At 74.3% G+C, this 24,261-nt stretch carries 19 protein-coding genes; 1 reads left to right on the top strand and 18 read right to left on the bottom strand.

Annotated elements, in window-relative coordinates; all coding sequences use genetic code 11:
- A complete protein-coding gene (gene serS / locus ACFY7H_RS29215) occupies positions 1-1,278 on the top strand; it encodes a serine--tRNA ligase (RefSeq protein WP_388944010.1) in 1,278 nt (425 codons plus the stop codon).
- On the opposite strand, the gene ACFY7H_RS29210 is transcribed toward serS, so the two are convergent.
- From ACFY7H_RS29210 to ACFY7H_RS29125, 18 genes are all read right to left on the bottom strand, one after another.
- On the bottom strand, positions 1,265-2,011 hold the full coding sequence (locus ACFY7H_RS29210; protein WP_388944007.1) for a 4'-phosphopantetheinyl transferase family protein: 747 nt from the start codon (positions 2,009-2,011) through the stop codon (positions 1,265-1,267). The two genes, serS and ACFY7H_RS29210, sit on opposite strands and share 14 nt — an antisense overlap.
- A gap of 35 nt (positions 2,012-2,046) precedes the next feature.
- Positions 2,047-3,102 carry a C45 family autoproteolytic acyltransferase/hydolase gene (locus ACFY7H_RS29205; RefSeq protein WP_388944004.1) on the bottom strand — a complete coding sequence of 352 codons (1,056 nt, stop codon included), beginning with the start codon at positions 3,100-3,102 and terminating at the stop codon, positions 2,047-2,049.
- Positions 3,099-3,713: a GNAT family N-acetyltransferase gene (locus ACFY7H_RS29200; protein ID WP_388944001.1), complete on the bottom strand. Its 615-nt coding sequence runs from the start codon at positions 3,711-3,713 to the stop codon at positions 3,099-3,101. The genes ACFY7H_RS29205 and ACFY7H_RS29200 overlap by 4 nt, the downstream gene beginning before the upstream one ends.
- Before the next feature lie 3 nt (positions 3,714-3,716).
- The gene (locus ACFY7H_RS29195; protein ID WP_388943998.1) at positions 3,717-4,007 is read right to left on the bottom strand and encodes an acyl carrier protein; all 291 of its coding nucleotides are present in this window, start codon (positions 4,005-4,007) and stop codon (positions 3,717-3,719) included.
- Positions 4,000-5,523 (bottom strand): AMP-binding protein, encoded by a 1,524-nt coding sequence (locus ACFY7H_RS29190; protein WP_388943995.1) that lies wholly within the window; start codon positions 5,521-5,523, stop codon positions 4,000-4,002. The genes ACFY7H_RS29195 and ACFY7H_RS29190 overlap by 8 nt, the downstream gene beginning before the upstream one ends.
- 65 nt (positions 5,524-5,588) lie before the next feature.
- Positions 5,589-8,876: an amino acid adenylation domain-containing protein gene (locus ACFY7H_RS29185; RefSeq protein ID WP_388943992.1), complete on the bottom strand. Its 3,288-nt coding sequence runs from the start codon at positions 8,874-8,876 to the stop codon at positions 5,589-5,591.
- Entirely contained in the window at positions 8,873-11,155 is a 2,283-nt protein-coding gene (locus ACFY7H_RS29180) for a class I tRNA ligase family protein (RefSeq protein ID WP_388943989.1), read from the bottom strand. Before ACFY7H_RS29180 ends, ACFY7H_RS29185 begins: the two co-directional genes overlap by 4 nt.
- Positions 11,152-12,384: an NAD(P)/FAD-dependent oxidoreductase gene (locus tag ACFY7H_RS29175; RefSeq protein WP_388943986.1), complete on the bottom strand. Its 1,233-nt coding sequence runs from the start codon at positions 12,382-12,384 to the stop codon at positions 11,152-11,154. The genes ACFY7H_RS29180 and ACFY7H_RS29175 overlap by 4 nt, the downstream gene beginning before the upstream one ends.
- The gene (locus ACFY7H_RS29170; RefSeq protein ID WP_388943983.1) at positions 12,384-13,712 is read right to left on the bottom strand and encodes a lysine N(6)-hydroxylase/L-ornithine N(5)-oxygenase family protein; all 1,329 of its coding nucleotides are present in this window, start codon (positions 13,710-13,712) and stop codon (positions 12,384-12,386) included. The genes ACFY7H_RS29175 and ACFY7H_RS29170 overlap by 1 nt, the downstream gene beginning before the upstream one ends.
- Positions 13,713-13,812: 100 nt before the next feature.
- Positions 13,813-15,003 (bottom strand): saccharopine dehydrogenase C-terminal domain-containing protein, encoded by a 1,191-nt coding sequence (locus tag ACFY7H_RS29165; protein ID WP_388943980.1) that lies wholly within the window; start codon positions 15,001-15,003, stop codon positions 13,813-13,815.
- Positions 14,993-16,063 carry a saccharopine dehydrogenase gene (locus ACFY7H_RS29160; protein ID WP_388943977.1) on the bottom strand — a complete coding sequence of 357 codons (1,071 nt, stop codon included), beginning with the start codon at positions 16,061-16,063 and terminating at the stop codon, positions 14,993-14,995. Before ACFY7H_RS29160 ends, ACFY7H_RS29165 begins: the two co-directional genes overlap by 11 nt.
- 99 nt (positions 16,064-16,162) lie before the next feature.
- Entirely contained in the window at positions 16,163-17,281 is a 1,119-nt protein-coding gene (locus ACFY7H_RS29155; protein ID WP_388943974.1) for a cytochrome P450, read from the bottom strand.
- 122 nt (positions 17,282-17,403) lie between these two features.
- Positions 17,404-18,606, bottom strand: a complete 1,203-nt coding sequence (locus ACFY7H_RS29150; RefSeq protein WP_388943971.1) for an acyl-CoA dehydrogenase family protein — start codon at positions 18,604-18,606, stop codon at positions 17,404-17,406.
- A gap of 11 nt (positions 18,607-18,617) precedes the next feature.
- Entirely contained in the window at positions 18,618-20,930 is a 2,313-nt protein-coding gene (locus ACFY7H_RS29145) for an iron-containing redox enzyme family protein (protein ID WP_388943968.1), read from the bottom strand.
- A 1-nt stretch (position 20,931) separates the two neighbouring features.
- Positions 20,932-21,945 carry a 3-oxoacyl-ACP synthase gene (locus ACFY7H_RS29140; RefSeq protein WP_388943965.1) on the bottom strand — a complete coding sequence of 338 codons (1,014 nt, stop codon included), beginning with the start codon at positions 21,943-21,945 and terminating at the stop codon, positions 20,932-20,934.
- Entirely contained in the window at positions 21,942-22,835 is an 894-nt protein-coding gene (locus tag ACFY7H_RS29135; RefSeq protein WP_388943962.1) for an oxaloacetate decarboxylase, read from the bottom strand. Before ACFY7H_RS29135 ends, ACFY7H_RS29140 begins: the two co-directional genes overlap by 4 nt.
- A 41-nt stretch (positions 22,836-22,876) precedes the next feature.
- Complete coding sequence (locus ACFY7H_RS29130) at positions 22,877-23,677, bottom strand: thioesterase II family protein (protein WP_388943959.1); 801 nt, start codon at positions 23,675-23,677, stop codon at positions 22,877-22,879.
- A gap of 75 nt (positions 23,678-23,752) precedes the next feature.
- A complete protein-coding gene (locus tag ACFY7H_RS29125) occupies positions 23,753-24,037 on the bottom strand; it encodes a hypothetical protein (protein WP_388943956.1) in 285 nt (94 codons plus the stop codon).
- Positions 24,038-24,261 lie beyond the last annotated feature (224 nt).

The raw sequence follows: 24,261 nt of genomic DNA, 5'->3' as shown, positions 1-24,261 counted from the left end.
ATGCACGACCCGCACAGCCTGCTCCAGGACGCGGCCGCGGCCGACCTGGCCCGCCGCGGCTACGCCCTGGACCGGGCCGCCCTGCGCGACCTGACCGAACGGCGCGCCCGGCTCATCGCCGAGCGGGACAAGCTGCGGGCGGAGCAGAACCGTTCCGCCCGGGGCGGGGCCCGCCCCGACGGGGCCGTCCGGGCCCGGATGCAGGAGGCCAAGGAGCGCCTGCGGGCGGTGTCGGAGGAGCTCCGGGAGGCGGAGGAGGGGCTGGGGGCGCTGCTGTCGGCCGTGCCCAACCGGCCGTACCCGGACGTGCCCGACGGGACCGAGCAGGACCCGCCGGTGGTGCGGCGGGTCTGGGGGGAGGTGCCCGGCTTCGATTTCACCCCGCGCGACCACGTGGACCTCGGGACCCGGCTGGGGATCCTGGACCAAGTGCGCGCCGCCAGGCTGTCGGGGTCCCGGTTCGCCGTGACCCGGGGGGCCGGGGCCCGGCTGGAGCGGGCCCTGGCCGCCTTCCTGCTGGACCTGCACACCACCGGGCACGGGTACACCGAGTACGGGGTGCCGCACCTGGTGACGCGGGAGACGATGACCGGTACCGGGCAGTTGCCGAAGTTCGAGGACGACCTGTTCCTGACGAACGCCGCCGACCGGGACCTGCTGCTGATCCCGACGGCCGAGGTGCCGCTGGTGAACCTCTTCCGCGGGGAGACCCTGCGGGAGGAGGAGCTGCCGCTGGCGCTGACCGCGTGCACCCCCTGCTACCGGGCGGAGGCCGGCTCGTACGGCCGTGACACGCGCGGGCTGGTGCGGCTGCACCAGTTCGAGAAGGTCGAGCTGGTGCGCGTCTGCCGGCCGGGGGACTCGGCCGCGCAGCTGGAGTTGCTGACCGGGCACGCGGAGACGGCGCTCCAGCGCCTGGGCCTGGCCCACCGGGTGGTGGAACTGCGGGCCGGGGACCTCGGGTTCGCCGCCCGGCGCACCTATGACATCGAGGTGTGGCTGCCGGGCCAGGGCACCTACCGGGAGATCTCCTCCTGCTCCGACTGCGGGGACTTCCAGGGGCGCCGGGCCGGCATCAGGGTCCGGGACCGGGACGGGCGCAAGGAGTTCGCGGCGACGCTCAACGGTTCGGCGCTGCCGGTGGGCCGTACGCTCGTCGCGGTCCTCGAGCAGTACCAGCGCGCGGACGGCTCGGTGGCCGTGCCGCCCGCGCTGGTTCCGTACACCGGCTTCTCCGCGATCGCCCCCGACGGTTCGCCGGTGCTCAGCGCGCGGTGATCCCGGACGGGGCCGGCGCCGCGGACCGCGCCGCGGACCGCGCCGGGGGCCGTACGCGGTCACCGGCGCGGTCGGGCCAGGTCAGGACGGTCACCGGGGGCAGTTCCCGGGAGACGAAGGCGGTCATCGCCCACGGGCAGTCCTGCCGGGTCGGCTGGAGCGCGGTGTGGCCGTGCCAGGGCAGCGCGCCGTGGCCGGTGATCCCGCGCAGGGTGACCGAGCCGTCGGGGCCGAAGGCCAGGTCCACTTCGCGGGCGCCGTCGGTCAGGCCGCGCCCGGTGGCCTTGACCGCGGCCTCCAGCAGGGTCCAGGCGTGGAAGAAGGTCTCGGGGCCCACCCCGTCCGGGACTCCGGGGTAGATGAAGGTGAGCACGTCCAGGCTGCTGGAGGCCGGGCGGACCAGCTCGACGTCCACCCCGATGGGTCCGGTCTCGGTGGCGCCGAGCAGGAGCAGGCCGTCGGAGCGGGACCAGCTGACGTGGGTGCCCGGCTGGTCGGGCAGGTAGGGCTTGCCGGCGGGGTCGTAGTGGATGCGCAGGTCGTGCGCGTCGAGGCCGAGGCGTTCGGCCAGCAGGCGGCGGACGGTGAGGCGGGCGCGGTAGAAGCGGTGGGCCGCGCGCGCGTGGACGAACTCGGCGCCGCGCCGCAGCTCGTCCTCGGTGAGGCCCTCGGGATAGTGCGCGGTGATGTCGGTGGGGGCGACCTGGTCGAGGTCGACCAGCCATGCGTCCATCGTGCTCCTTTCTCGGACACGTCCCTGCCGCGGAGCTACAGGGTGAACACCTGTGTGCGGGAGCGCGCGGGGTCGCCCGGCCGGAGGTGGAGCCGCCCGGCCGCCGGGAACAGGACGGCCGCGGCGACGGTGCGTTCGGCGCGGATGTCACCCCGGTCGGGGACCCGTACGGGGGGCCGTGCGAGCAGGTCGAAGTGCTCCTCGGCGTCCGCGTCGCCGGGGAGGGCTGCGAGTCCCTCGCGGGCGGCGGCGAGGCGGCGCAGCGAGGAGTTCCGGGCGAAGACGTTGAGCTCGTCGGCGGGGGCGAAGTCCGGGTGGAGGTAGTGGTTGGTGTGGGCGAGGGCGCCGGGGGCGGCCTCGGTGACGCGCAGGTCTCCGTCGAGGTGTTCGGCGTACAGGACCCGCTCGTGGTCGCAGAGCATCAGGGAGCGGGAGCTGGCCAGCGGCAGGTCGGCGAGGACCTTCAGGGCCTGGCCGGTGTCGGCGGCGGTGTCGAGGAGGTGGCGGATGGCCAGGTACGGGGGGACGCCGGGGCGCCAGGTGCCGCCGAGGACCAGGTTCAGTCCGACGGCGAGGCCGTCGCTGTTGACGCCGAGGTAGCCGAGGAGTCCGGCGAAGCTGAGCACGAGGGAGCGCCGGGCGGTGCCGGCGCGGGCGGTCTCCAGTACGGCGATGTGGGTGTCGAGGTTTCCACTGAGGTCGACGGTCTGGGCGAGGACGGGCGGGCCGCCGGGTCCGGTGCGGGCGTACGTGGTGCAGTCGCCGCCGGCGCGGACCTTGGAGTATCCCGTCAGTTCGCGGCGCAGCTGGAGCAGCCAGGCCTCGTCCTCGCTGATCCGGGCCCCGTCGGCGAGGCCGGTCACTTCCTCGGCGAGGTCGGGCAGGGCCGCCTCGACCGCGTCCCGGTGGGCGGCGATCGAGGGCAGCAGGGAGGCCAGGGTCAGGGGCCGGTCGACGAGGTGGTTGAGGCGGGCGAGGCCGTCGTCGAGGAAGGCGCGCAGGGGTGCGGCCAGGGCCGCGCCGTGGGCGCGGCCGATCTCGTACGGGGTGCCGGCGGCCCGTATCCGGGTGATGTCGGGGGCGGTGGTCATGCCGGTACGGCCTTCTTGGGGCCGTGCGCGAGGAGGGCGCGGACGGTGGGCCATTCGGAGCGCAGGACGCTGTAGAAGACGGCGTCGCGGCGGCGGCCCCCGGGCATGTAGTTGAAGCTGCGCAGGACGCCTTCCTCGGTGGCGCCGATGTTGACGAGGCCGCGGCGGGCCTGGGTGTTGAGGACGTCGGTCTTGAACTCGGCGCGTTCGGCGCCCAGTACCTCGAAGGCGTGCTCCAGCAGCAGGGCCTTCGCCCAGTGGTTGACGCCGCGGCCGCGGAAGTCGCGGCCGAGCCAGGACCAGCCGATCTCCAGGCGCCGGTCGGCCTCGGCCATGTTGCCGAAGCTCATGCTGCCGGCGATGCGGCCACTGGCCTTGTCGGTGATGGTCCAGACGGCGCGGCGGCCGGCGGCGCGGTCGGCGAGGGCGGCGTCGAAGAAGGCCTCGAAGTCGGCGTCGGTGTCGACGGCGGCGACGAAGTAGCGCCAGATGTCGGGGTCCATGGCCACGGCCCGGACGCCCTCGCGGTCGGCCTCGGTGAGGGGGGTGAGGCGGACGCGGTCGTTCTCCAGGACGGCGGTGGTGTGCTCGGTCCAGCTCGGGGCGTTCATGGTTCAGACTCCGGTGGTGGTGGCGTGGTGGTGGCGGGCGAGGGCGACGGTCACGTCGCGCAGGGTCTTCATGCCGGCGAGGTCGTGCTCGGTGAAGTGGGCGAGGTCGACTCCGGTCTCCTCGCAGACCTCGGTGAGGAAGAGGACCTTGTTGAGGGAGGTCAGGCCGTAGGCGGCGACCATGTCGGCGTCGGGGTCGATGGCGCCGGGTTCGACCTCGGGGACCAGGACGAGGGAGAGCTGGTCGCGGGCCGCGGCCTCGATCGCGGCGCGGGTGTCGGTCGTGTCAGGCATGGATTCCGGCCTCCTGCGTGTGCAGCGGGGAGTGGTAGGCGGCCCGGATTTCGGGGCGCTTGGGCTTGTACTGGGAGGTCAGCAGGCCGCCCTCGATGCTGAACGGCGGGTCGGCGACGACGACGCGGCTGATCCGCTCGTCGGGGGCGGTGGCGGCGTTGACGGCGGCGAGGCGGGCGGCGATGGCCCGGTGGTCGGCGGGCTCCCCGGCCGGGGAGACGACGGCGACGAGCTCGGTCTGGGTGGGGCTGAACAGGACGCATTCGGCGATCGCCGGGTCGGCCCGCATGAGTTCCTCGATGGGGCGGACGATGACCTTCTTGCCGTTGTCGAGGACGATGACGTCGTCGGCGCGGCCGTGGACGAAGAGGAAGCCGTCCTCGTCGAGGTGGCCGAGGTCGCCGGTGCGGACGGTGCCGTCGGGTGAGAAGACCTTCTCGGAGTCGCCGGCGCGGGCGTACGCGTAGTGGTTGTTGACGGGGTGGGTGCTGCGGACGCTGATGACGCCGTCCTCGCCGATCAGGACCTCCTTGCCGCGCACGGCCCGTCCGACGCTGCCCTCGCGGTGCGCTCCGGGGTGGTTCTTGGTGACGATGCAGGTCTCGTTGAGCCCGTAGCCCTCGTAGAGCGGCAGGCCCGCGGTGTCGTTGAAGAAGCGCAGTACGTCGGGCGAGGCGGGGGCGGAGCCCGTCCACAGGTAGCGGATCCGGTCCCCGAAGAGGGTCCGGGCGGCCTCGGCGGGGGTCCGGCCGGCCTGACGGCGCAGGCGGGCGGCGATCTGGCGGCGGGCGCTCTCGTAGAAGGCCGGTACGCCCATGACGACGGTGGGGCGGACGCGGCGCAGGGTGGCGAAGGCGGCCTCGTAGGTGGTGATGGTGACGTCGTGGCCGTGCAGCAGGGCGGAGTACACCCAGTAGCGCTGCTGGAGGAGGGAGAGGGGGAGGAAGACGAAGAGGTGGTCGTCGGGGGTGTGTTCGAAGATCTCCTGGACGGCCTTCAGGGAGCTGTCGATGCTGCCGGCGGTGGCGCCGAGGCCCTTGGGGATCCCGGTGCTGCCGGAGGTGAACTTGATGGTGGTGACGTCCTCGGAGCCCCAGGTGACGGGCGGCGGGGCGGTGTCGGGGCCGTCTCCGGGGGCGGCCAGCTCCCACAGGCCGTCCATGGGGAGGGTGTCGGGGATGCCGCCGGTGTCCTGGTCGGTGCAGAGCAGGTGGAGGCCGTAGCCGTCGAGGAGTGCGGTGGACGGGGTGAACTTGCCGGGTTCCAGGCCGGCGGTCTGCGCGCCGAGCCGCAGGGCGGCCAGGTCGAGCAGCACCCATTCCAGGCTGTTGGCGGCGAGGACGCCGATGCGGTCGCCCGCGCCGATGCCGTAGCGCTCGCTCAGCCGGCGGGCGAGGCGCCCGGAGCGCGCGTACAGCTCGCGCAGGCTGACGGTGCGGGTGCCGTCGAGGCGGGCGACGTGGAGGTGGCCGCCGCCCGGTGCCTCGCCGGTGATCCGCCGGATCGTCTCCGGCACCTCCGCGGGCCCGGCCTGGGTCGTGGGCCGTGGCCGGCCGTGCGGTCCCCCGCGCCCCTGGCGGCTCATCGGCCGGCCCCCGGCATGAGCACCGCGGCCATGGCGCGGACGGTGTCGGCCTCGGAGAACTGGTCGAGGGTGAGGGTGACCCCGAACCGCTTGCGGGCGGCGGTCAGGATGCGGGCTGCGGCGATGGAGTCGCCGCCGAGGGAGGCGAGGGTGTCCAGGGCGCCGATGTCGGGGCGGCGCAGGACGGTGGACCAGATGTCGCAGAGGATCTTCTCGGCCTGGGTGGCGGGTGCGCTGCCGCCGCCTTCCCGTTCGGCGCCGTCCTCGGCGCCGAGCGCGGCCAGCCGCGTACGGTCCACCTTGCCGTTGCGGGTGAGCGGGAGTTCGTCGTGCCAGAGGACGGCCGCCGGGTGCATGTAGTCGGGCAGGTCGCGGCGCAGGGCTTGGCGCAGTTCGGCCAGGGGCGGGCGGTGGCCGCCGGAGGGGACGAGGTGGGCGACGAGCCGGTTGCCCTGGGCGGCGACGACGGCGCGGGAGATCCCGTCGAGGGCGGCGAGCCGCGTCTCGACCTCGCCGGCTTCGATCCGGTAGCCGTTGATCTTGATCTGGAAGTCGGTGCGGCCGAGGATCTGGATGTTCCCGTCGGGCAGGTACCGGCCGAGGTCGCCGGTGCGGTACATGCGTTCGCCGCGCGCGGGGTCCTCGTAGAACCGCTCGGCGGTGCGCTCGGGGTCGCCCCAGTAGCCGCGGGCCAGTCCGGTGCCGGCGGCGGTGATCTCGCCGGTGACCCAGTCGGGGGCGTCGAGGCCGTCGCGGTCCAGGACGTAGGCGCGGTTGTTGGCGTTGGGGCGGCCGTACGGGATGGACTCGGTCCCGTCCTCCTGCTCGCCGACGGGGTGCAGGATGTTCCAGACGGTGGTCTCGGTGGGGCCGCCGAGGGAGACGACCTCCAGGCCGGGCATCAGCGCGCGCAGCTGCGCGGGCAGGTCGGGCGGCAGCCGGTCGCCGCTCATCATGACGAGCCGCAGTCCGGGCGGTACGTCGCCGTCGGCTCGGGCCTGCCCGTGGAGCAGACCGACGATGGCGGGGACGGAGTTCCAGACGCTGACCTGGTAGAGCCAGCACAGCTCCAGCCAGTGGGCGGGGTCGGCGGCCCGGTCGTGGTCGGGCATGACCAGGGCCGCGCCGGCCGACAGGGCGCCGAAGACGTCCCACACCGACAGGTCGAAGTTGAAGGCGCTCACCGCCATGAAGCGGTCCTCGGCGGTGATCCTGAAACGGTCCCGGCAGTCGGCGACGAGGTTGACGACGCTGCGGTGGGTCACCATCACGCCCTTGGGGACGCCGGTGGTCCCGGACGTGTAGAGGACGTACGCGAGGTCGTCCGGGCCGGATCCGGGCAGCCGGTCGGGGAGCTCGGCGCGGCCGGAGCAGGGCCGGGTGAGGTCGAAGGAGGCCATGGAGCCGGCGGAGGTCCAGCCGGTGTTGGTCAGGACGCAGCGCACCCGGCCGTCGGCGAGCATGTACTCCTGCCGGGCGGCGGGCAGGCCGGCGTCGACGGGCAGGTACGCGGCCCCTGCGAGGACGGTGGCGAGGATCCCGACGACCTGCTCGGGTCCGCGCCGCATGACGAGGCCGACGAGCTCGCCGCGGCCGACGCCCTGTTCGCGCAGCCAGGTGGCGGCGGTGGCGGCGCGGTGCAGGAGTTCGCCGTAGCTGACGGTCCGGTCCGCGGTGAGGATCGCCGGGGCGGCGGGGGTGCGGGCGGCCCGGGCGACGATGGCGTCGCCGAGCATCTCCTCGGGCAGTTCGACGGCGGTGTCGTTGGCGGCGGCGCGGCGTTCGCGCTGGGCGGGCGGCAGCAGGTCGAAGGCGTGCCGTTGCCAGGCGGCCTCGTCGGTGAGGGCGTGGAGCAGGGTCCGGTAGCCGTGGGCGAGGTCGTCGAGGAGGCCTTCGCAGAACAGTTCGTCGATGCCGTCGAGCTGGACGACGAGTTCGCCGTGCTGTTCCATCGCGAAGGCGTTGAGCCACACCTGGGGGGTCTGGCTGACGGAGAAGACCTCCTTGCCGAAGAGTTCCAGCGCGGAGCCGTCGACCTCGCTGCTGACGTGGCCGATGGCGCTGTTGAAGGTGAACGGCATGCGGGCCCCGGCCAGTCCGCCGCGCCTGCGGGCCAGTTCCTTGAGGACCTCGATGCCGGAGAAGTGGCGGTGGTCGATGTCGGTGTGCAGCCGCGTCTGGAGGGCCTGGGCGCGGGCGGCGAAGGGCAGGGAGCGGTCGATCTCGGCCTCGACGAGGAGGGTGTCGGAGAACTGGCCGATGGCCTCGAAGACCCGGGGGTGGACGGGCGGGCGGTGGGCGACGGTGGTGGTGAGGGTGAAGCGTTCGCCGGCGCCCCAGGTGGCGAGGGTCTCGGCGTACGCCGCGAGGAGCAGCGCGGAGGGGGTCAGTCCACGGGCGGTGGCGCGGTCCTTCAGGGCGGTCCAGGCGGCGCGGTCGAGGCGGACCTCGCGCGGGGTGAAGCGGGTCCCGGACAGGGCGGCGGGGCTGGTGCGCAGGGGCAGGTCGGGGTGGGGGGCGAGGTCGTCGGCGCGTGCCGTCCAGTAGTCGCGCGAGCGGCGGGCGGGGGCCCGGTCTCGGGCGGCCTCGAGGGCGGCGAGGTAGTCCTCGTAGGGGAGTTCCTCGTGGACCTCGGCGGCGGGGTTCTGGTAGGCGTGCCACCAGGCGCGGAAGAACAGGAACATGCTGATCCCGTCCATGACGAGCCCGTCGTGGCCGACGTGGAGCACCATCTTGTCGTCGTCGAGGATGGTCGCGTCGACGGTGAGCAGCGGGGCCTGGTCGGCGGGCAGCACCTGGTGGGAGCGCATCTCGCGCAGTTCGGTGCGGATCAGTTCCTGCTGGCGGGGGCTGTGGGCACGCAGGTCGAGGACGCCGATGCGGGGTGCGGTGCCGCCGTGTTCGGTGGCCTGGCGCTCGTCGGAGAGGAAGCGGGAGCGCAGGGCGCTGTGGGCGGCGACGACGGTGTCCAGGGAGGTCTGCAGCCGGTCGAGGTCCCAGTCGCCCTCGATCTCGTGGAAGACGTGGCTGGAGACGTCGCCGATCTCGAAGAGGCCGCTGCGGCCGAGGTAGTAGCTGCGCTGGAGGGGGGTGAGGGGGAAGCCGGGGCCGTGTTCGGCCTCGCGGGCGAGGTGGGCGACGAGGGCGGGCTTGGCGGCCTTGACGCGGGAGATGAACTCGGTGTCCATCCGTTCGCGGTTGCCCTGGAGGCGCAGGTCGCCGTCGGCGAGGGCGACGGACAGCCCGCGCTCGGCTATCTCGCGCAGGATCTGGCGGGTGTTCATCGGGCCTCCCCCGAGGTCAGGGCGGTGACGGCGGAGGGCTCGGCGCGCTCGGCGATGACGGCGGCGAGTTCGGCGAGGGTGCCGCCGTGCAGGAGTTCGTCCATGGAGAGGTCGACGTCGAGGGCGTCGAGGATCTGGTACTGGACGGTGACGGCCTGGAGGGAGCCGGCCGCGAGCTGGGTGAGGGTGCGGTGGGCGATCTGCTCGTCCTCGCCGAGGCGCAGGGCGGTACGGACGACGCGGGTGAGCCAGGGGGTGAGGGCGGGGTCCGCGGCGGGGGCGGCGGTGTCGGGGACGGGCCGGAAGAAGACGGCGTCGGCGAGGGCGAGCGCGGTGCCGGGGGCGAGGAGTTCGACGGTACGGGGCCACGTGCCCGGGGTGTCCTGGCCGAGGGCGGCGGCGAGCCGGGCGGCGAAGCGGGGCATGACGGGGGCGGCGGCGTGCGCGAGGAGTCGGGCGGCGGCGAGTTCGAGGGCGACGGCGGTGCGGTTCTCGTCCTCCCAGCCGGGGGTGTCGGTGAGGAGGCCTTCGGCGCGGGTGAAGCGGACGGTGTCGCGGACGATGCCGTCGAGTTCGGCGGCGGCCTGGTTGAGGGAGAAGGAGTCCTTGCCGAGTGCGGTGGTGACGGCGCCGAGGCGGGTGCCGAGCCGGGCGAGGAAGGCGGTGTGCTCGGGGGTCCAGTTCCCGGCGTCGGGGGCGCGGCCGCCGTGGTGCTTGGCGACGCGGGCGCCGAGGTCGGTGAGCCACTGCTGCCAGGTGCCGATGAGGGTGTCGCCGAGGGTGGCCTCGTAGGCGGCGCGCCGGAAGTCGGTGCGCAGGCCTTCGGGGCGGGTGGCGGCGAGGAAGTAGCGGACGGCGTCGACGGTGTCGGGGGTGAGGATCTCCTTGCCCCAGATGGCGTGCCGGCGGCTGGTGGAGAACTTCTCGCCCTCCAGCAGGTAGAACTCGTTGACGTGGTAGTCGATGTCGGGGGTCCAGCCGGGGAAGGCGAGCTGGTAGAGGACGGGGTAGAGGACCGAGTGGTAGAAGCTGTTGTCGTAGCCGAAGAAGTGGACGATCTTCCAGTCGGGGGCGGGGGCGGCGGCCTGCCAGGGGCGGCCGAGGCGGGTGCCCAGTGACTGGATGCCGTGCAGGAACCCGTAGCTCATCTCGGGCCAGACCCAGATGACCTGGCCGTCGGTGTCGCTCTCGCGCGGCTCGACGCCCCAGGCGGAGGGGTGGGTGAGGGGGATGTCGAGGGCGGGCCGGCGGAAGAGCCGGTCGGCGAGTTCGCGCAGCCGGGCGGGGACCCGGCCGAGGCGGTGGTGGGCGCGGACCTCGCCGGCGTAGGCGTGCAGCGGCAGGGTCCAGCGGGCGGCGGGGCCCGTGCGGGGCGGGGAGGCGGGGACGGCGCCGGCGGGCCGGGGGTCGGTGAGGTCGGCGACGGTGTTGGGTTCGCCGCACTCCTCGCAGATGTTGCCCGAGGTGGTGGTGCCGCAGCCGGGGCAGCCGCCCCTGACGTCGGCCTCGTAGAGGTAGCGGCCGCTGGTGGCGTCGTAGAGGGCGTCCCGTTCGGTGACGGAGACCTCGCCGGAGGCGACGACGCGGCTGAAGAAGTCCTTGAGGCCCTCGCGGTAGCCGGGGTCCTGGTCGGTCACCGTGTACTGGTCGACGGGTATGTCCATCAGCCGCAGGGTTTCGGCGATCTCGGCGCTGTAGTGGGCGGCGGTCTCGGCGGGGGTGCGGCCGTCGGCGCGGGCGGCGCCGACGACGTAGCTCTGGTAGTCGTCGCTGCCGGTGAGGTGGTAGGCCTCGGCGCCGTTCATGCGCTGGAAGCGGGTGAAGGCGTCGGCGCCGAGGTAGGGGCCGCAGAGGTGGCCCAGGTGGAGGTCGCCGTTGGGGGTGGGCGGGGTGGAGAAGACGAAGACGGGGCGGCCGCCGAAGCCTTCGCGGGCGGGGGCGCAGGCCGAGGCCGCGGCCCGTCCGGCGTCGCGCCAGTACTGGGTGAGGAAGACGAGGTCGCTGCCGTCGGCCGCGGTGTTGCGCAGGACGTGGGACTCGAAGGGCTCGAAGAGGACGACGGTCCCGGGCGCGGCCGGGTGGCGTTCGCCGTCGACGACGAACTCGCCCCGGCCGGAGACGACGACGAACAGCTCGGTCTCGTCGTGGTGGTGGCCGTCGGTGGCGCCGCCGGCCGCGACGCGGCCCCAGCCGGCGCCGGTGCCCAGGCCCTCCACGTCGCTCATGTCGATGCCGAACGCCTGCTCCAGGACGTCGGCGTCATAACTCGCGATGATCATGTCGTGGCCTTTCGCGGGGACGGGAGGGAGGGGATCAGGTCGGCGGCCCGGGCGGCGAGCGCCGGGGCCAGGCGGTAGCCGGAGCCGCCGGCGGCGCCCGCGAAGACGAGCCGGCCGTAGGGGTCGAGGCGGGTGGCCAGCGGTGCGCCGCCGGGTCCGTACGCGTCGCAGAAGACCCGCCCGGACCGGCAGTGGGCGGCCAGGCCGGGGGCGTAGCGGGTGAGCAGGGCGCGGGCTTCGCGCAGGTGGCCGGCGGTGAGGGCCGGGTCGACGGTGGCGGGGTCGACGTCCCACTCCTGGCAGGTGTAGCTGAAGAGCCAGTGCCCCCGGTGGTGGAGGGGCAGCAGGAAGGCGTCCTCGGCGTGCAGGACGAGGGCCCGGTCGCCGGGGGCCGGGGGCACCTCCACGTGCAGGGCGACGATCTTCTTGACGCGGGCTCCGAGCGGGGCGACCAGCTCACGCCAGGCGGGTTCGGCGAGCCAGGGCCCGGGGGCGATGACGACGTGTCCGGCGGTCAGGGTGGCGCCGCCGGTCAGGGTCAGGCGGGCGCCGCCCGGGCCGGCGGCGACGGTTTCGACGGCGACGCCCTCGTGGAAGGAGACCGCGGGGCGCAGCTCGGCGGCGAGGAGCTGGGTGAGGGCGGGGACGTCGGCGTACTGGCAGCCGTCGCCCTCCCAGGCCCCGAAGCCGTGCGGCAGGGCGGGGACGGCGGGCGGCAGTTCGGCGGCCCAGCGGAGTTTGGCCTCGGGGAGGTAGACCTCACGGAGCCGGTCCTCGGCGTTCTCGGGCGCGAGGACGGTCATGCCGAGGGGGTGGATGGGCAGGTCGGGGCGGGCGGTGTGGAGGTCGGCGTAGAAGCGTTCGCTCTCGGCGGCCAGCGTGCGGACGGTGTCGTCGGCGCCGCGCGGGAAGTGCAGGCCGGCGGAGCGGCGGGTGGCGCCGGAGCCGATCATGTCGCGGTCGAGGACGGTGACGGTGGCGGCGGGGTCGCGGGCGAGGACCTCGCGGGCTATGAGGACGCCGAGGATGCCGGCGCCGACGACGGCGACGTCGGTACGGGCCCCGGCGGGGCCTCCGCTGCGGGCGGCGGAGGCCCGGTAGACGGCCGGGTCGGCGGGGTCTGCGGCGCCGGCGGCCGTGGCCGTGGCGGGCACGGTGGCGGCGGGAGGGCCGGCGGCGGCCGGGTCCGTGGCGAGGGTGCGGCAGGCGCGGGTGCTGTCCGTGTTCATCAGGCGCTCCACCGTTCCTCCTGGGGGGCCTTCGAGGACCATTCGATGAAGGAGGCGAGCTGCTCGTCGCCGCGTACGCCGCACAGCCGGTCGGCGATGCGCCGGCTGCGCCAGGCGTTGAGGCTGAGGTTGGGGTCGGCGAGGCCGCGCTGGCCGCGTACCCCGTTCTGTACGAAGATCCGGCGGTCGGCGGGGCCGTCCCAGCGGACGGCGTAGTCCTCGTCGACGCGCAGTTCCTCGCCCTCGTGCTCCAGGCGGGCGGTGAGCGGGGCGAGGAAGTCCATGGCGGCGGGCCGGTAACCGGTGGCCCAGACGATGACGTCGGTCTCGAACCTCTCCACGGCTTCGGGCTCGCCGGTGTGGCGGGCGCGGACCTCCCAGCCGCCGAAGGGGCCCGGGCTGACGTCGAAGACCTCGCGGCCGGGGTGGAGGGCGACCAGGTCCTCGTTGCCCTCGACGAACCGGTGGACGTAGATGGTCTGGTAGATCTCGCGCAGGGTGGATTCGGAGATCCCGTCGCTGCTCAGGATGGTGCGGGAGTTCAGCGACTGGCGGCGCTCGCGCGGCAGTCCGTAGAAGTAGTCGGCGTGGCTGGGCATGTAGTAGTCGTTGGTGAAGGGCGAGTCGTCGATGGGGAAGTAGTTCTGCCGCCGGGAGATCCACGAGACCCGGCGGGGCAGTTCCCAGCCGCCGCGGGAGATCAGGTCGAGGAAGGCCTCGGCACCGGACTGGCCGCCGCCGATGACCACGACCCGCTTGCCGCCGACGTCGCGGGCGGCGTGGAGGTAGTCGGCGACGTGGAACTGGGTGGGGCCGAGCAGGTGTTCGCCCTGCGGGGGGACCCAGGGGCGGCTGCCGATGCCGGCCACCACGTTGTCGGCCGTGACGGTGCGCCGGTCGGTGCGGACCGTGAAGACGCGGCGTCCGTCGTCGAAGTCGACCTCGCGGACGTCCTCGCCGAAGACGACGTTCTCGTTGCGGCGGCTGGCCCAGGCCAGGTAGTTGCGGAACTCCAGCCGGGGCACGTCGTCGAACTGGGCGTTCAGGAAGTGGTAGACGCGGCCCTTGGCGTGCAGGTACGACAGGAAGGAGAAGGGGCTGGCGGGGTCGGCGAGGCTGACCAGGTCCTTGAACTGGGAGACCTGGAGGCTGCTGCCGGGGATCTGCTGGCCGTCGTGCCAGCTGAAGGACTCCTTGCGGTCCAGGAAGAGATTGGGTACGTCGGGCCTGCTGTGCAGCAGGGACGCCAGGCTGAGGTTGGCCGGGCCCACGCCGACTCCCACGCAGCGGAAGTGCGTGATGCCCGGCCGGAAGCTCTCGTGCCCCATTGTCGGAACCTCTCGTTCGATTCGGTGTGTGAGGTGAGGTGGGAGGGGTGGGTGGGGTGGGAGCGCTGGGCCGTGGCGGCCGTGCGCGGGGGTCCGGCGGTCAGGCCGGTACTCGTGTGGCGGCGGAGGCGGATTCCGCGTAGGTCCCGGCCAGCCCGTGGGCGCCGAGGAAGGCGAGCCAGCGGCGGGCCTCGCGGGGGGTCTCGGCCGCGCGGTTGAGGCCGGCGGGGAGGGCGCCGGCGAGGATCCGGGTGACTCCGTAGGCGAGGGGGAGGGAGACGCAGCGGGCCATCGCGGATTCGGCGGGTTCGCCGGTGAGGTCGAGGAGCCGCGAGCCGCGCCAGCTCCGGCCCGACCTGGTGCGCAGTTCCAGGGAGACGGAGAGCACGACGCGGTCGCGGTCGGCGGGGGTGGTGGGGTGGCGGGCGGCGAGTTCGGCGGCGAGGGCCCGGACGGCCTCGGGGTCCCCGGCGGAGACGGTGTCGAAGACCTGCCGCCAGGCGGCGCGCCAGCCGGAGTTGCGCAGGGTGCCGCGGACGAAGGTGTCGAGGTGCCAGTAGTACGGGATGCCGTACTGGGCGACGAAGGGGAGGCTGTCGCGGTTGGGGTAGACCTCGAAGTCCTCCCCGGCCAGGGTCAGCGCGCGGGTGGCCTCCCAGGGGTGCCGGGCGGTGGCCTCGCCGCCCTCGGCCACGTACCGGGCGGGGGTGGCGAGGGCGGCGAGGACCCCGTACGGGGCCCAGCTGAAGCGGTAGCGGAAGGCGTTGGGGACCGCCGGGACGCCTCCGCAGTAGGAGGTGAACACGGCGTTCGCCGGGGAGGGCCCGACGGCCTCGCGGGCACGGGCGACCAGGTCGTGGGCCATCAGGTGGTCGATGCCCGGGTCGAGTCCGGCCTCGGTGAGGACGACGGTACGGCCCTGCTCGGCGGCCCGCCGGGCCTGCTCGGCGAGCTCGGGGGTGGTGTAGCTGGTGCAGGCGAAGTGGGCGCCGCGGCCGGCCGCCAGGCGCAGCAGCGCGGGGTGTTCGGCGGCCGGGAGCATGGAGACGAGGACGTCGCCCGCGCCCGTCCCGGCCGCCAGGGCGGCCGGGGTGAGGGCGCGGGCCTCGGCACGGCCCGCCAGGCCGAGGGCGGCCAGGCGGGCGGCGGCGCGCTCGGCGGTGCGGTCCCACAGGACCACGCGGCGGGCGCGTTCGCAGACGAGGGAGAGGCCCGAGCGGCCGGTGGACAGGCCGGTGCCTATCCAGTGGACGGTGCCGGAGGCCGGCGCGGGCGGCTGGTCAGTGGTCAAGGGGTGCCCCCTGGGCTTGGACGGCCGCCTCGAAGGTGTGCAGGGCGCGGGCCCAGACGCCGTCCCACTCGGCCAGCCGCAGCAGGTGCGGGGTGAGTTCGGCGGAGAAGGCGGTGGCGGCCTCGACGGGGAGGAGGGAGGGGAGGTTGTCGATGGCGATGAGGTCGAGGGGGCGTTCGCCCTCGCGAAGGGTGCGTACGGGTTCGGTCCAGGTGGTGGTCTCGTCGTAGACCGGCAGGACGTTGCAGTCGGAGGTGACGTCGCAGGTGACGTCGCTGACCAGGGAGAGCCGGCGGCCCGGGTCGTCGAGGTCGGCCTTGGTCAGGAAGGGCGGTACCGGGGCGGTGGTCAGGACGGTGTTGACCAGCAGGTCGTGCCCGAGGAGGGCGGGCCGGTCGATGGTCCGGGTCTCGGCGAGGTCCCAGCGGGTGGGCTCCAGCCCGGCCTGGACGAGGGCGTCGCAGGCGCCGCGGCCGCAGCGGCCGAGCGCCCCGATGACGAGGGCGGTGGCGGTGCCGGGAGCGGCGGCGCCGGCGGCGAGGAGGGCGTCCAGGGTGGGGCGGTCCGTGGGGCGCAGGGGGGCGGTGAGGGCCCCGCGGTGGTGCAGGACGGCGAGGGCGGCGCCGACGTAGCCCGCCCAGTAGCCGAACGCGGCGACGCGGCGGCCGGCTTCGTCGGTGAGGTACTCCATGTCGAGGAGGGCGCCGCCGCCCTCGGTGAAGCGGGCGAGCAGCTCGCGGGCGCCGGCCTGGCCCTTGTAGGCGTGGCCGAAGTAGATGTGCCGGTGGCGCAGGGCGGGGGCGCCGGGCCCGGCGGGGAGTTCCTTGAGGCCGAGGACGTACGCGTCGTCGGGGGCCTGTTCGTGCCAGGAGGCGGTGGGGGCGGTGGCGCAGCCGGCGGCGGTGTAGCCGCTGAGGGGGAAGGCGCGCTGGTCCGACTCCTCGACGGTGATCCGGATGCCGGCCGCGACGAGGCGGGCGGCGTCCTGGGGGGTGAGGGGGGCCCGGCGTTCGGTGGGGCGGGCCTCGTGCCGCATCCAGAGGTGAAGGGTGTCCGACATCGTACGGTTTGTCCTGTCTGAAGGCATAGGGGTGACCGACCCCCGGCCTGATCGCGGTCGCGGGGGCTGCGTCGGCTTCCGTCGGGGACGGCCCGCGCGCTAGAGGAGCGGGATCCGTGCGTTCGCCAGCGGGCGGTAGGCGGGGGTCGCGGTGGTGCCCAAGCCTGCCGCGCGCAGTTCGGTGACGACGGCGGTGGCGAGGGCCGTGGCGAGCTCCGCCCCCGGGCAGCGGTGGGCCGCCGCGCCGAAGGTGAAGACGGCCGGATTCACCCTGCCGGGGGTCAGCGCGTGCGGGTCCGGATTGACGGCGGGGTCGCGGTTGGCGGCGGCGAGGAGGACGAGTACCTGCTGTCCGGGCTCCACGGTGGAACCGGCGTGCGTGAAGGGTTCGGCCGCGAAGCGGCGGGTGTTCTGGATCGGGGCGTCATGGCGGACCACTTCGCGCACCAGCGCTTCCGTGTCCTGCCCGTCCGCTCCCCGGGCGAGGGCGACGAGGGTGTTGCCGATGAGCCCGGCGGTGGCGTCGTAGGTCTGGGAGAGGAAGCCGATGGCGTTGGACAGCAGTGGCCCCAGGTGCGGCCACCCGTCCCGCTCGGCGGCCGTGACCAGCTCCCGCAGCAGCCCCCGCGCCGGGGTCAGCGCCGGGCCGAGGAGTCCGCGCAGGCGCTCCGCGGCCACCGCGGCGGCCTTCTGCTGCTCGGGCGTCGCACCGGCGGGGATGCACTGGACGAAGTCGCCGATGGCACGGGCCGCCTCCCGGCCTGCCCCCTCGGTGAGGCCGCTGAGCTCGGCCACCACCCGGGCCGGCACGGCGAACATCAGCTCCTCGTACGGGACGTCACCGCCCGCCGCCAGGGCCTCACGGGTCAGGCGGGCCGCCAGCGAGGCCGCGTACGCGGTGTCCGCGCGGGCCAGCGCCCCGGCGACGATGCCCTTCAGCCGGGCGGCCGGGGCGCCGTCCGTCATCCGCACCAGCTCACCGAACACCTCCCCGGCGGCCGTACCCGCGATCCCGGCCGGGACCGGTTCCGCGACGGGCCTCACCCGCAGCGCGCCACTGCCCAGCACAGCGCGCACCGCCGCCGCGTCGGCGGCCACCCAGGCCCCGAGCGCCTCGTCCCGGGCGAAGGGGCGCTCGGCGACCAGGCGCGCGTAGTAGGGGTACGGGTCGGCGAGGCGGACGGCCTCGACAGGACTGCTGACGGTGGTGGTGCCCATGTAGAGAACTCCCTGCTGCACTGTTGGTACGGGCCGCCGGGTGCGCAAGAGCCCCGACCACGGCAGCCATCGATTGAGTAACCACGACGGCGAGCAGCCGGCTCCGCGAGAGCGGCGCCGGTTCAGGCGCAAAGAGGGGCCGCCGCGCGGGCCGCCCGACGCATGTCGAGGGATCCGGCGATGGCCATTCTCAGCACCTCGGACGTCCCCTCGTAGATCCGCAGCGAGCGGATCTGCCGGTACAGGCGCTCGGTGACCGAACCCTCCACGATGCCCGCCGCGCCCAGGAGTTGCACCGCGCCGTCGACGACGCCCTGCGCGGCCTCGGTCGCGTGGACCTTGGCGATGTTGGAGTGCCGGGCGAAGCGGCGGCTGCCGCGGTCGGTCTCCCAGGCGGCGCGCGCCACCAGCAGCGCGGCCGCGTTCAGCTGGACCTCCATGTCGGCGAGGGAGGCCTTGACCAGCTGGAGGTCGAAGAGCGTGGCCCCGTACGCCTCCCGCGCCAGCACGTGCGCGAGCGCCGCGTCGAAGGCCCGCCGGGCGAAACCGAGGGCCGCGGCCCCCACCGTGGTGCGGAACCGCTCCAGCAGGTCGACGGCGACGACGAACCCCTTCCCGGGCCGTCCGAGCACCGCGTCGGCCGGCAGCCGGCAGTCCTCGAAGGACAGGTGGGCGAAGGAGCGCGGGGCGATCGCGTCGATCCGCTCGGCCCGCAGTCCGGGGGCGCCGGCGGGTACCAGGAACGCCGACAGGCCCAGCGGCCCCGGGCCCTGACCGGTGCGGGCGATGACCACGAACACGTCGGCGATGGTGCCGTTGGCGATCCACGCCTTGCGGCCGTTCAGCACGTACGAGCCGTCCGCCTCGCGCACCGCTTCCAGCCCGACCGAGGCCAGGTCCGACCCGGCCTCCTTCTCGGAGACCGCGAAGGCCCCGATGAGGGTTCCGGCGGCCATGCCCGGCAGGTAGCGGCGGCGCTGCGCCTCGCTGCCGAAGCGCAGCAGCGGGGTCGCGGCCAGCGCCTGGATGGAGAAGGCGAAGTCGGCCAGGTCCTCGGTGTAGGCGAGGGCCTCGCGGCGCAGGCACACCGCGCGGAAGTCGTCCACGGGGGTGCCGCGGGGGTCGAGTTCGCTCAGCCAGCCCGCCGCGCCGAGGACGCGTACGAGGCGCCGTCCGGCCGCGTCGGGGCCGAGGGCGCGGATCTCCTCCCACAGCACCCGGTTGCTGTCGCACCAGGCGCCGGCCTCCGCGGCGAGGCGCCGGTGGGAGTCCTCGTAGAAGGGCAGGGCGAGTACCTCGGGGTCGAAACTCGTCGTCGGTTCCATCGGCTCGCTCCTCAGATGACCAGGTCGGCGGGGGTGGCGGCGGCCTCCGCGGCGGCCGCCGCGCGGACCCGCTTCACCAGGGCGTGCTCGACGAAGAAGGCGAAGGAGGCGTAGCCGCGCCAGATCCGCCGCCATTCGCGCTGGACGGCCTCTTCGCCGGACAGGTGGCGGACGTCGTCGAGGTAGGCGACGACGATGTCGGCGGACTGGCGGGCGTGGCCGGCGGAGAAGTTGTCGATGGACAGGTGGGCCTCTTCGTAGGAGACGTCGAGGCCGTGCCGGCGCAGTTTCTGGATCTCGTGCATCCGCATCGCGCCGAGGCCGAACATCTCGATGCCCAGGTTGTAGCCGAGGATCTCGTTGTAGAGGCTGTCGGGGAACAGCGACAGGCACAGCTGGTGGATGGAGAAGCCGTACAGGTGGTCGGGCAGGTCGCCCTGGTGCAGGAAGGCCTCCTGCCGGATGTGCGGCAGGTCCATGTCCATGCTGGCGAGGACCTTGTGGATGAGGGTGATGTGGTTCTTGTCCATGTCACCGCGGCCCATCTCGTCCGCGTAGATGGAGAAGAGCATGTCGTCGCTGCGCCGCCCGCGCCGGCCGAGGTTGCCGACGCGGTGCGCCCAGGCGCCGTCGATGAGGCTGCCGAGCGCGTACGTCGACTGCTCGAAGACGACCTCGTCGCGGGAGGGGATCTCGGTGAGCGGCTCGTACGGGTCCACGAGCTTGTCCCAGTAGATCCGTTCGACCCGCTCCAGCAGGGCCTCGGGCGTGTACGGGAACCAGGAGGCGTCGGTGAGCAGCCCGCCGGCGCCGTGCTCGAAGAGCAGCTCGGCCTCGGCGAGTCCGGCTTCGGCGCGGGCCCGGGCGGCGGGCAGGACGCCGGGGTGCCGCTCGAAGTTGACGAGTCGGTGGAAGAACCGGCGGTGGTCGCGGGTGTCGGCGAGGGCTTCGGGGCCGCGCACCAGGATGTCGGCGGGCCCGGCCGCGGCGAGCCGCTCGCTCCAGGCGCGGGCGGCGTCCTGCCCGGCGGTGGTGGGGACCAGGTCCGCGCCGGCGGGTTCGCCGTCGGCGACGGACCGCGCCCAGGCGCTGAGGACGGCGGCCTCCCGCTCGTCGAAGACGCCGAACATGGGGCCGCCGAACTTGATGGACTTCAGGAAGCGGCAGGGGCCGCCGTCGCGTGCGGGCCGGATCTGCCGGGCGGTGCGGAACTCTCGGACGAAGGCTGCGGCGTCGAGCTGCCCGTCGTCCAGCCAGTCGGTGAGCCTGCGGGTGCCCAGGCGGACCGCGCGGTGCTGGCGGCCGGCGTGCGGGGCGTGCCGTTCCACGATCCGGGCGACCTTGGCGTCCAGGGACAGTCCGTCGTGCCAGGCGGCGAGTTCGGCGAGGGCGGCGGTGTGCTCGCGCTCCATCCGCACGAGGAGGCGTACGGCGGCCAGGGCGCGGCGGCGGTCCTCGGGTCCGGTCGGGGAGTGGCGGGTGTGGGAGAGGTAGGCGGCGAGGAGGGGGCGTACGTCGCTCTCGGCGATCATCGGCTCGCCGCCGAGCAGGAGTTCGTCGAGGCCGAGGGCGTGGGCGGCGTAGTGGACGCCGACGACCTCGGGGAGGAAGGAGGCGGGCAGCCGGGACAGGGCGAGGTGGAAGGCGCCGTGCAGGGCTGTCAGGGGCAGGGCGCCGGCGTCGTCGAGGAAGGCGGCGGCCTCCACTCCGGGGAGGAAGACGCCCCGGGCGACCAGGGCCCGGCGGCGGCGGGCGGACAGTCCGGCCTCGGCGGTGCCCTCGCCCTGGAGCCGCCAGTGCTGGCCGAAGAGGCGGCCCACGATCTCGGCGGGCTGGGTGGCGGCCTGGGAGAGGGTGTCCAGCCAGCAGCCGCCGGTCAGCGCGAGGGGGGCGCGCTGGCGCAGGACGGCGGCGCGCACCTCGGGGTCGGGGTGGGTGCGCAACGGGTCGAGGACGGCGGCGAGTCCGGCGCGGGCGGCGAGCACCTCGGCGGCGACGGCATCGGCGTCGGCGTCGGCATCGATGTCGGCACCCGTGTCTGCCGCTTCGGCTCCGGCATCCGGTGCGGGGGGCAGGAAGGCGGCGAGCACCCGGCGGGCGGCGAGCAGGACGGCTTCGCTCTCCTGGTCCGAGATCAGCCGGCGGAAGAGGTCGGCGGGCGGCGCTGCGGTGATCCGGGCGGCTTCGGCGGCGCCGGCCGCCGAGGCCTCGAAGGGGCCCGCGGGCAGGGAGGTGGTCAGGTCGGGGAGGGTGAAGGCGGGGGCGTAGAAGCTCCGCGCCATGTCGAGGGAGGTCTCCTCGTCGGGGGTGATGGGCGCGGTCATGTCAGTGGTCCCCCAGATGTGCGGCGTCCGGGCCGGCGGCCGGTGCGGTGGGGTGCGGGAGCTTGCGCAGCAGGACGCCGATCCGCACGCCCGGGACGCTGGACGCCAGCAGGTAGTGCCCGTGGGCCTTGAGGGCTCCGGCGGTGCCGCGGTCGACGAGGTTGATGAGCGGGTCGGCGGCGAAGCAGTGGCCCACGCGCGGGATGTTGTCGAGGAAGAGCTGCTCGCGGGTGAAACCCGCCTGACGTTCCTTCAGGACGACCAGGGGCTTGTAGAGGTTGGCGTGGAGCACTCCGTGGATGTCGCCGATCTTCATGCCGGCCTCGTCGAGGATCCGCTCGTTGACCTCGCGGGCGAGGCCGGAGCTGATCTCGTTGGACCAGTCGAGTCCCGCGGGGTCCTGGGCGCCGGCGCCCGCGACGATCTCGTACGCGTCGTCGCCGAGGGGCTCGGCGCTGACCAGGCAGGAGGCGGCGCCGTCGGTGAAGAGGGCGAAGTTCTCCATGCGGACGGATTCGTCGGTGACCCGGTCGGCGGTGACGACCATGACCCGGCGGTGCATGCCGGAGGCCACGTACGCCTGGCCGGTGCGGATGCCCGCGAGGAGGTTGGCGCAGCGGCCGAGGGTGAGGCCGGTGAAGGCGGCGGCGCCGAGGCCGGTGGCGGCCATGACGTTCTCGACGAAGGCGCCGTGGGTGCGCGGGCCGCCGGGGAAGCGGGTGGAGCACAGGATGAGGCAGTCCACCTCCCCGGGGGAGATCCCGGCGCCGTCGAGGGTGGCGCCGGCGGTCTCGGCGGCGAGGGCCTCCAGGGTCTTGGCGGTGCGGTGGACGGTGCCCCAGCCCCACAGGTCGGCGCGGGGAGGCATCCCGAAGCCGCGGGCGCGCTCCAGGAGGCCCTCGACGGTGGTGTGGTCGGCCGCGGTCTCGCCGAGTACGTAGCGGGGCGCGGACAGGTGGACGGCGGGGGCCTCGGCCGGTGCGGAGGCGGCGGGTGACGCGTACGGAAGGCTCACGGTGCCGGATCGCTCTCTGGGTCGGCGGACGGGACGGGGGCGGCGGCCAGCAGGGCGTTGGCCTCGTCGTACGGGAGGGCGTCCGTGACGAAGCCGAAGGTGCCCGTCCCGGTGATCTCGCGGGCGGCGCGGGTGAGGGCGCCGAGCGCGGCGCGGGAGAGCGCGGAGCCGGTGCTGATCCGGCGTACGCCGAGGGCGCCGAGGTCGGCCACGGACAGCTTGAGGGCGGCGGTCATCAGGACGTTGACGGGCCGTTCGACGGCGGCGCAGACGGCGCGGACCGCGTCGGCGTCCGGCAGGGCCGGGGCGTAGAGCACGTCGGCGCCGGCGGCTTCGTACGCCTTGAGGCGGCGGATGGTGTCGTCGAGGTCGGGCCGGCCCTGGAAGAAGTTCTCGGCGCGGGCGGTGACGGTGAAGGGGAAGTCCAGCCCCTTGGCCGCCTCCACGGCGGCGGCGACCCGTTCGACGGCCTCCTCCAGGGGGCGTACGGGGTCCTCGTCGCGGCCCGTGGAGTCCTCGACGGAGCCACCGACCAGACCCGCGTCGGCGGCGAGCCGGATGGTCTCGGCGACGTCCTCGGGCCGCTCGCCGAAGCCGCTCTCCAGGTCGGCGGTGACGGGCAGTCCGGTGGCGTCGACGATGGCGGCGGCGTTGGCGAGGACCTCGGCGCGGCTGACCCGGCCGGCCCCGTCGGGGCGGCCGAGGCTGTGGGCGAGGCCGGCTCCGGTGGTGGCGAGGGCGGCGAAGCCGAAGGAGGCCAGGATGCGCGCGGTTCCCGCGTCCCAGGGGTTCGGGACGACGAAGGGCCGGGGACCGGCGTGCAGGTCCCGGAAGGCGACGGCGCGCCGGAGCCGGGCGGTGTGGTCGGTGCTCGGGGTGGTGGGGTGCATGGGGTTCCTCGCAGGGGTGCCGGCGTACGCGGCTGGGCGGGCTAGATCAGCTCAACGTACTCAGCGCCGGTACGGGTTGCTCCGGCGGCCGTGCGGGCCAGCGGGCGCAGGACGGAGGTGACGGCGTCCGGCCGGTCCTCGAAGTAGAAGTGGCCGCCGTCCGTCCAGTGCCGGTCGGGCGGTGCGGCGCACTCGCGGGACCACGCGTCGAGCGCGGCGGCGCTGACGTGCGGGTCCTCGGTGCCGTTGAGCAGGGTGACGGGCACGGCCAGCGGGGTGCCGGGCCGGTAGCGGTAACCGGCGACCATGCGGAAGTCGGCCTTGAGGTGCGGCAGGAGGAGTTCCTGCACGGCCTCGTCCTCCAGTACCTCGGGGGGCAGTCCGCCGAAGAAGCCGACGGCCTCGGTGAACGCGCGGCCGTCCAGCCGGGCCGCCTCGACCACGCGGGGGGTGGGCAGCAGGGAGGGGGCGCCGCACCCGGAGACGACGAGCCCGGCGAAGCCGCGTACGCCGTCGAGGCGGCGGGCCACCTCGAAGGCGAGGACCGCGCCGAAGCTGTGGCCGAAGAGCAGGAAGGGCCGGCCGTCGGCGGTGGCGGTGAGGGCGATGGCGGCGGCGGAGCCGTCGGCGAGCGCGGCGAGGGAGGCGGGGGCCGGTTCGCGGAAGCGGTGGCCGCGGCCGGGCGGGCAGACGGCGAGGACCTGCGCGTCGTCCGCCATGCCGGGCTGCCAGCCGAGGAAGGTGCGGGGGTTGCCGCCGGCGTGCGGGAAGCAGAAGACGCGGGTCGAGGGGCCGGGGACCGCGTCGTTCTCGGAGATCAGGAACCAGGGGGAGGCAACCACGAGGATCGGCCATTCCTTCGGCGGTGGGTCAGTGGCGGGAGGTGTGGCAGTGCAGTACGGGGCTCTGGCGGGGGATCAGTTCCAGCCAACGTCGTCGCCGGAGGAGGGCGTCGGCGTGGGGGTGGTGCCCGGCTGCGGGCCGTTCCAGCCGACGTCGTCGCCGTCACCGGCCACGACGTGCTGGTTCGCGACGTTCCAGCCGACGTCGCCGAGGCGCAGGTGACTGCCGGAGTCGGCGGGGAGGGCACCCTGGCCGGTGACGCCGGCGACCGCCGCACCCAGGCCGAGGGCGATGCCCGCGGTCGCGAGTACGACACGGCCGCGGATTCCCGAAACACGGCCTGCCGGACGAGTCACCATGTGGTTCTTCCCCATTTTTCCCAGTCCCCTCGAGTCGTTTCGCCTTTGGCCATTCCGGGAACGCCAAACCGAGGCGGTTTCCGGCGGTGCTGATCTCCGGTGCGCCTTCTCGGTGTTCGTTCCTGCGGTGAGACCAAATCTCTCCTGCCGACTCGAGACCAGGTAGACCTACGATGGCTCCGGTTTACGCATTGCGGGAACCCACGGGGTCTCAACCACCCCAA

The sequence above is a fragment of the Streptomyces sp. NPDC012794 genome, assembly GCF_042901085.1.
Taxonomy (GTDB): Bacteria; Actinomycetota; Actinomycetes; order Streptomycetales; family Streptomycetaceae; genus Streptomyces.
This window is presented reverse-complemented; position numbering and strand designations above follow the sequence as displayed.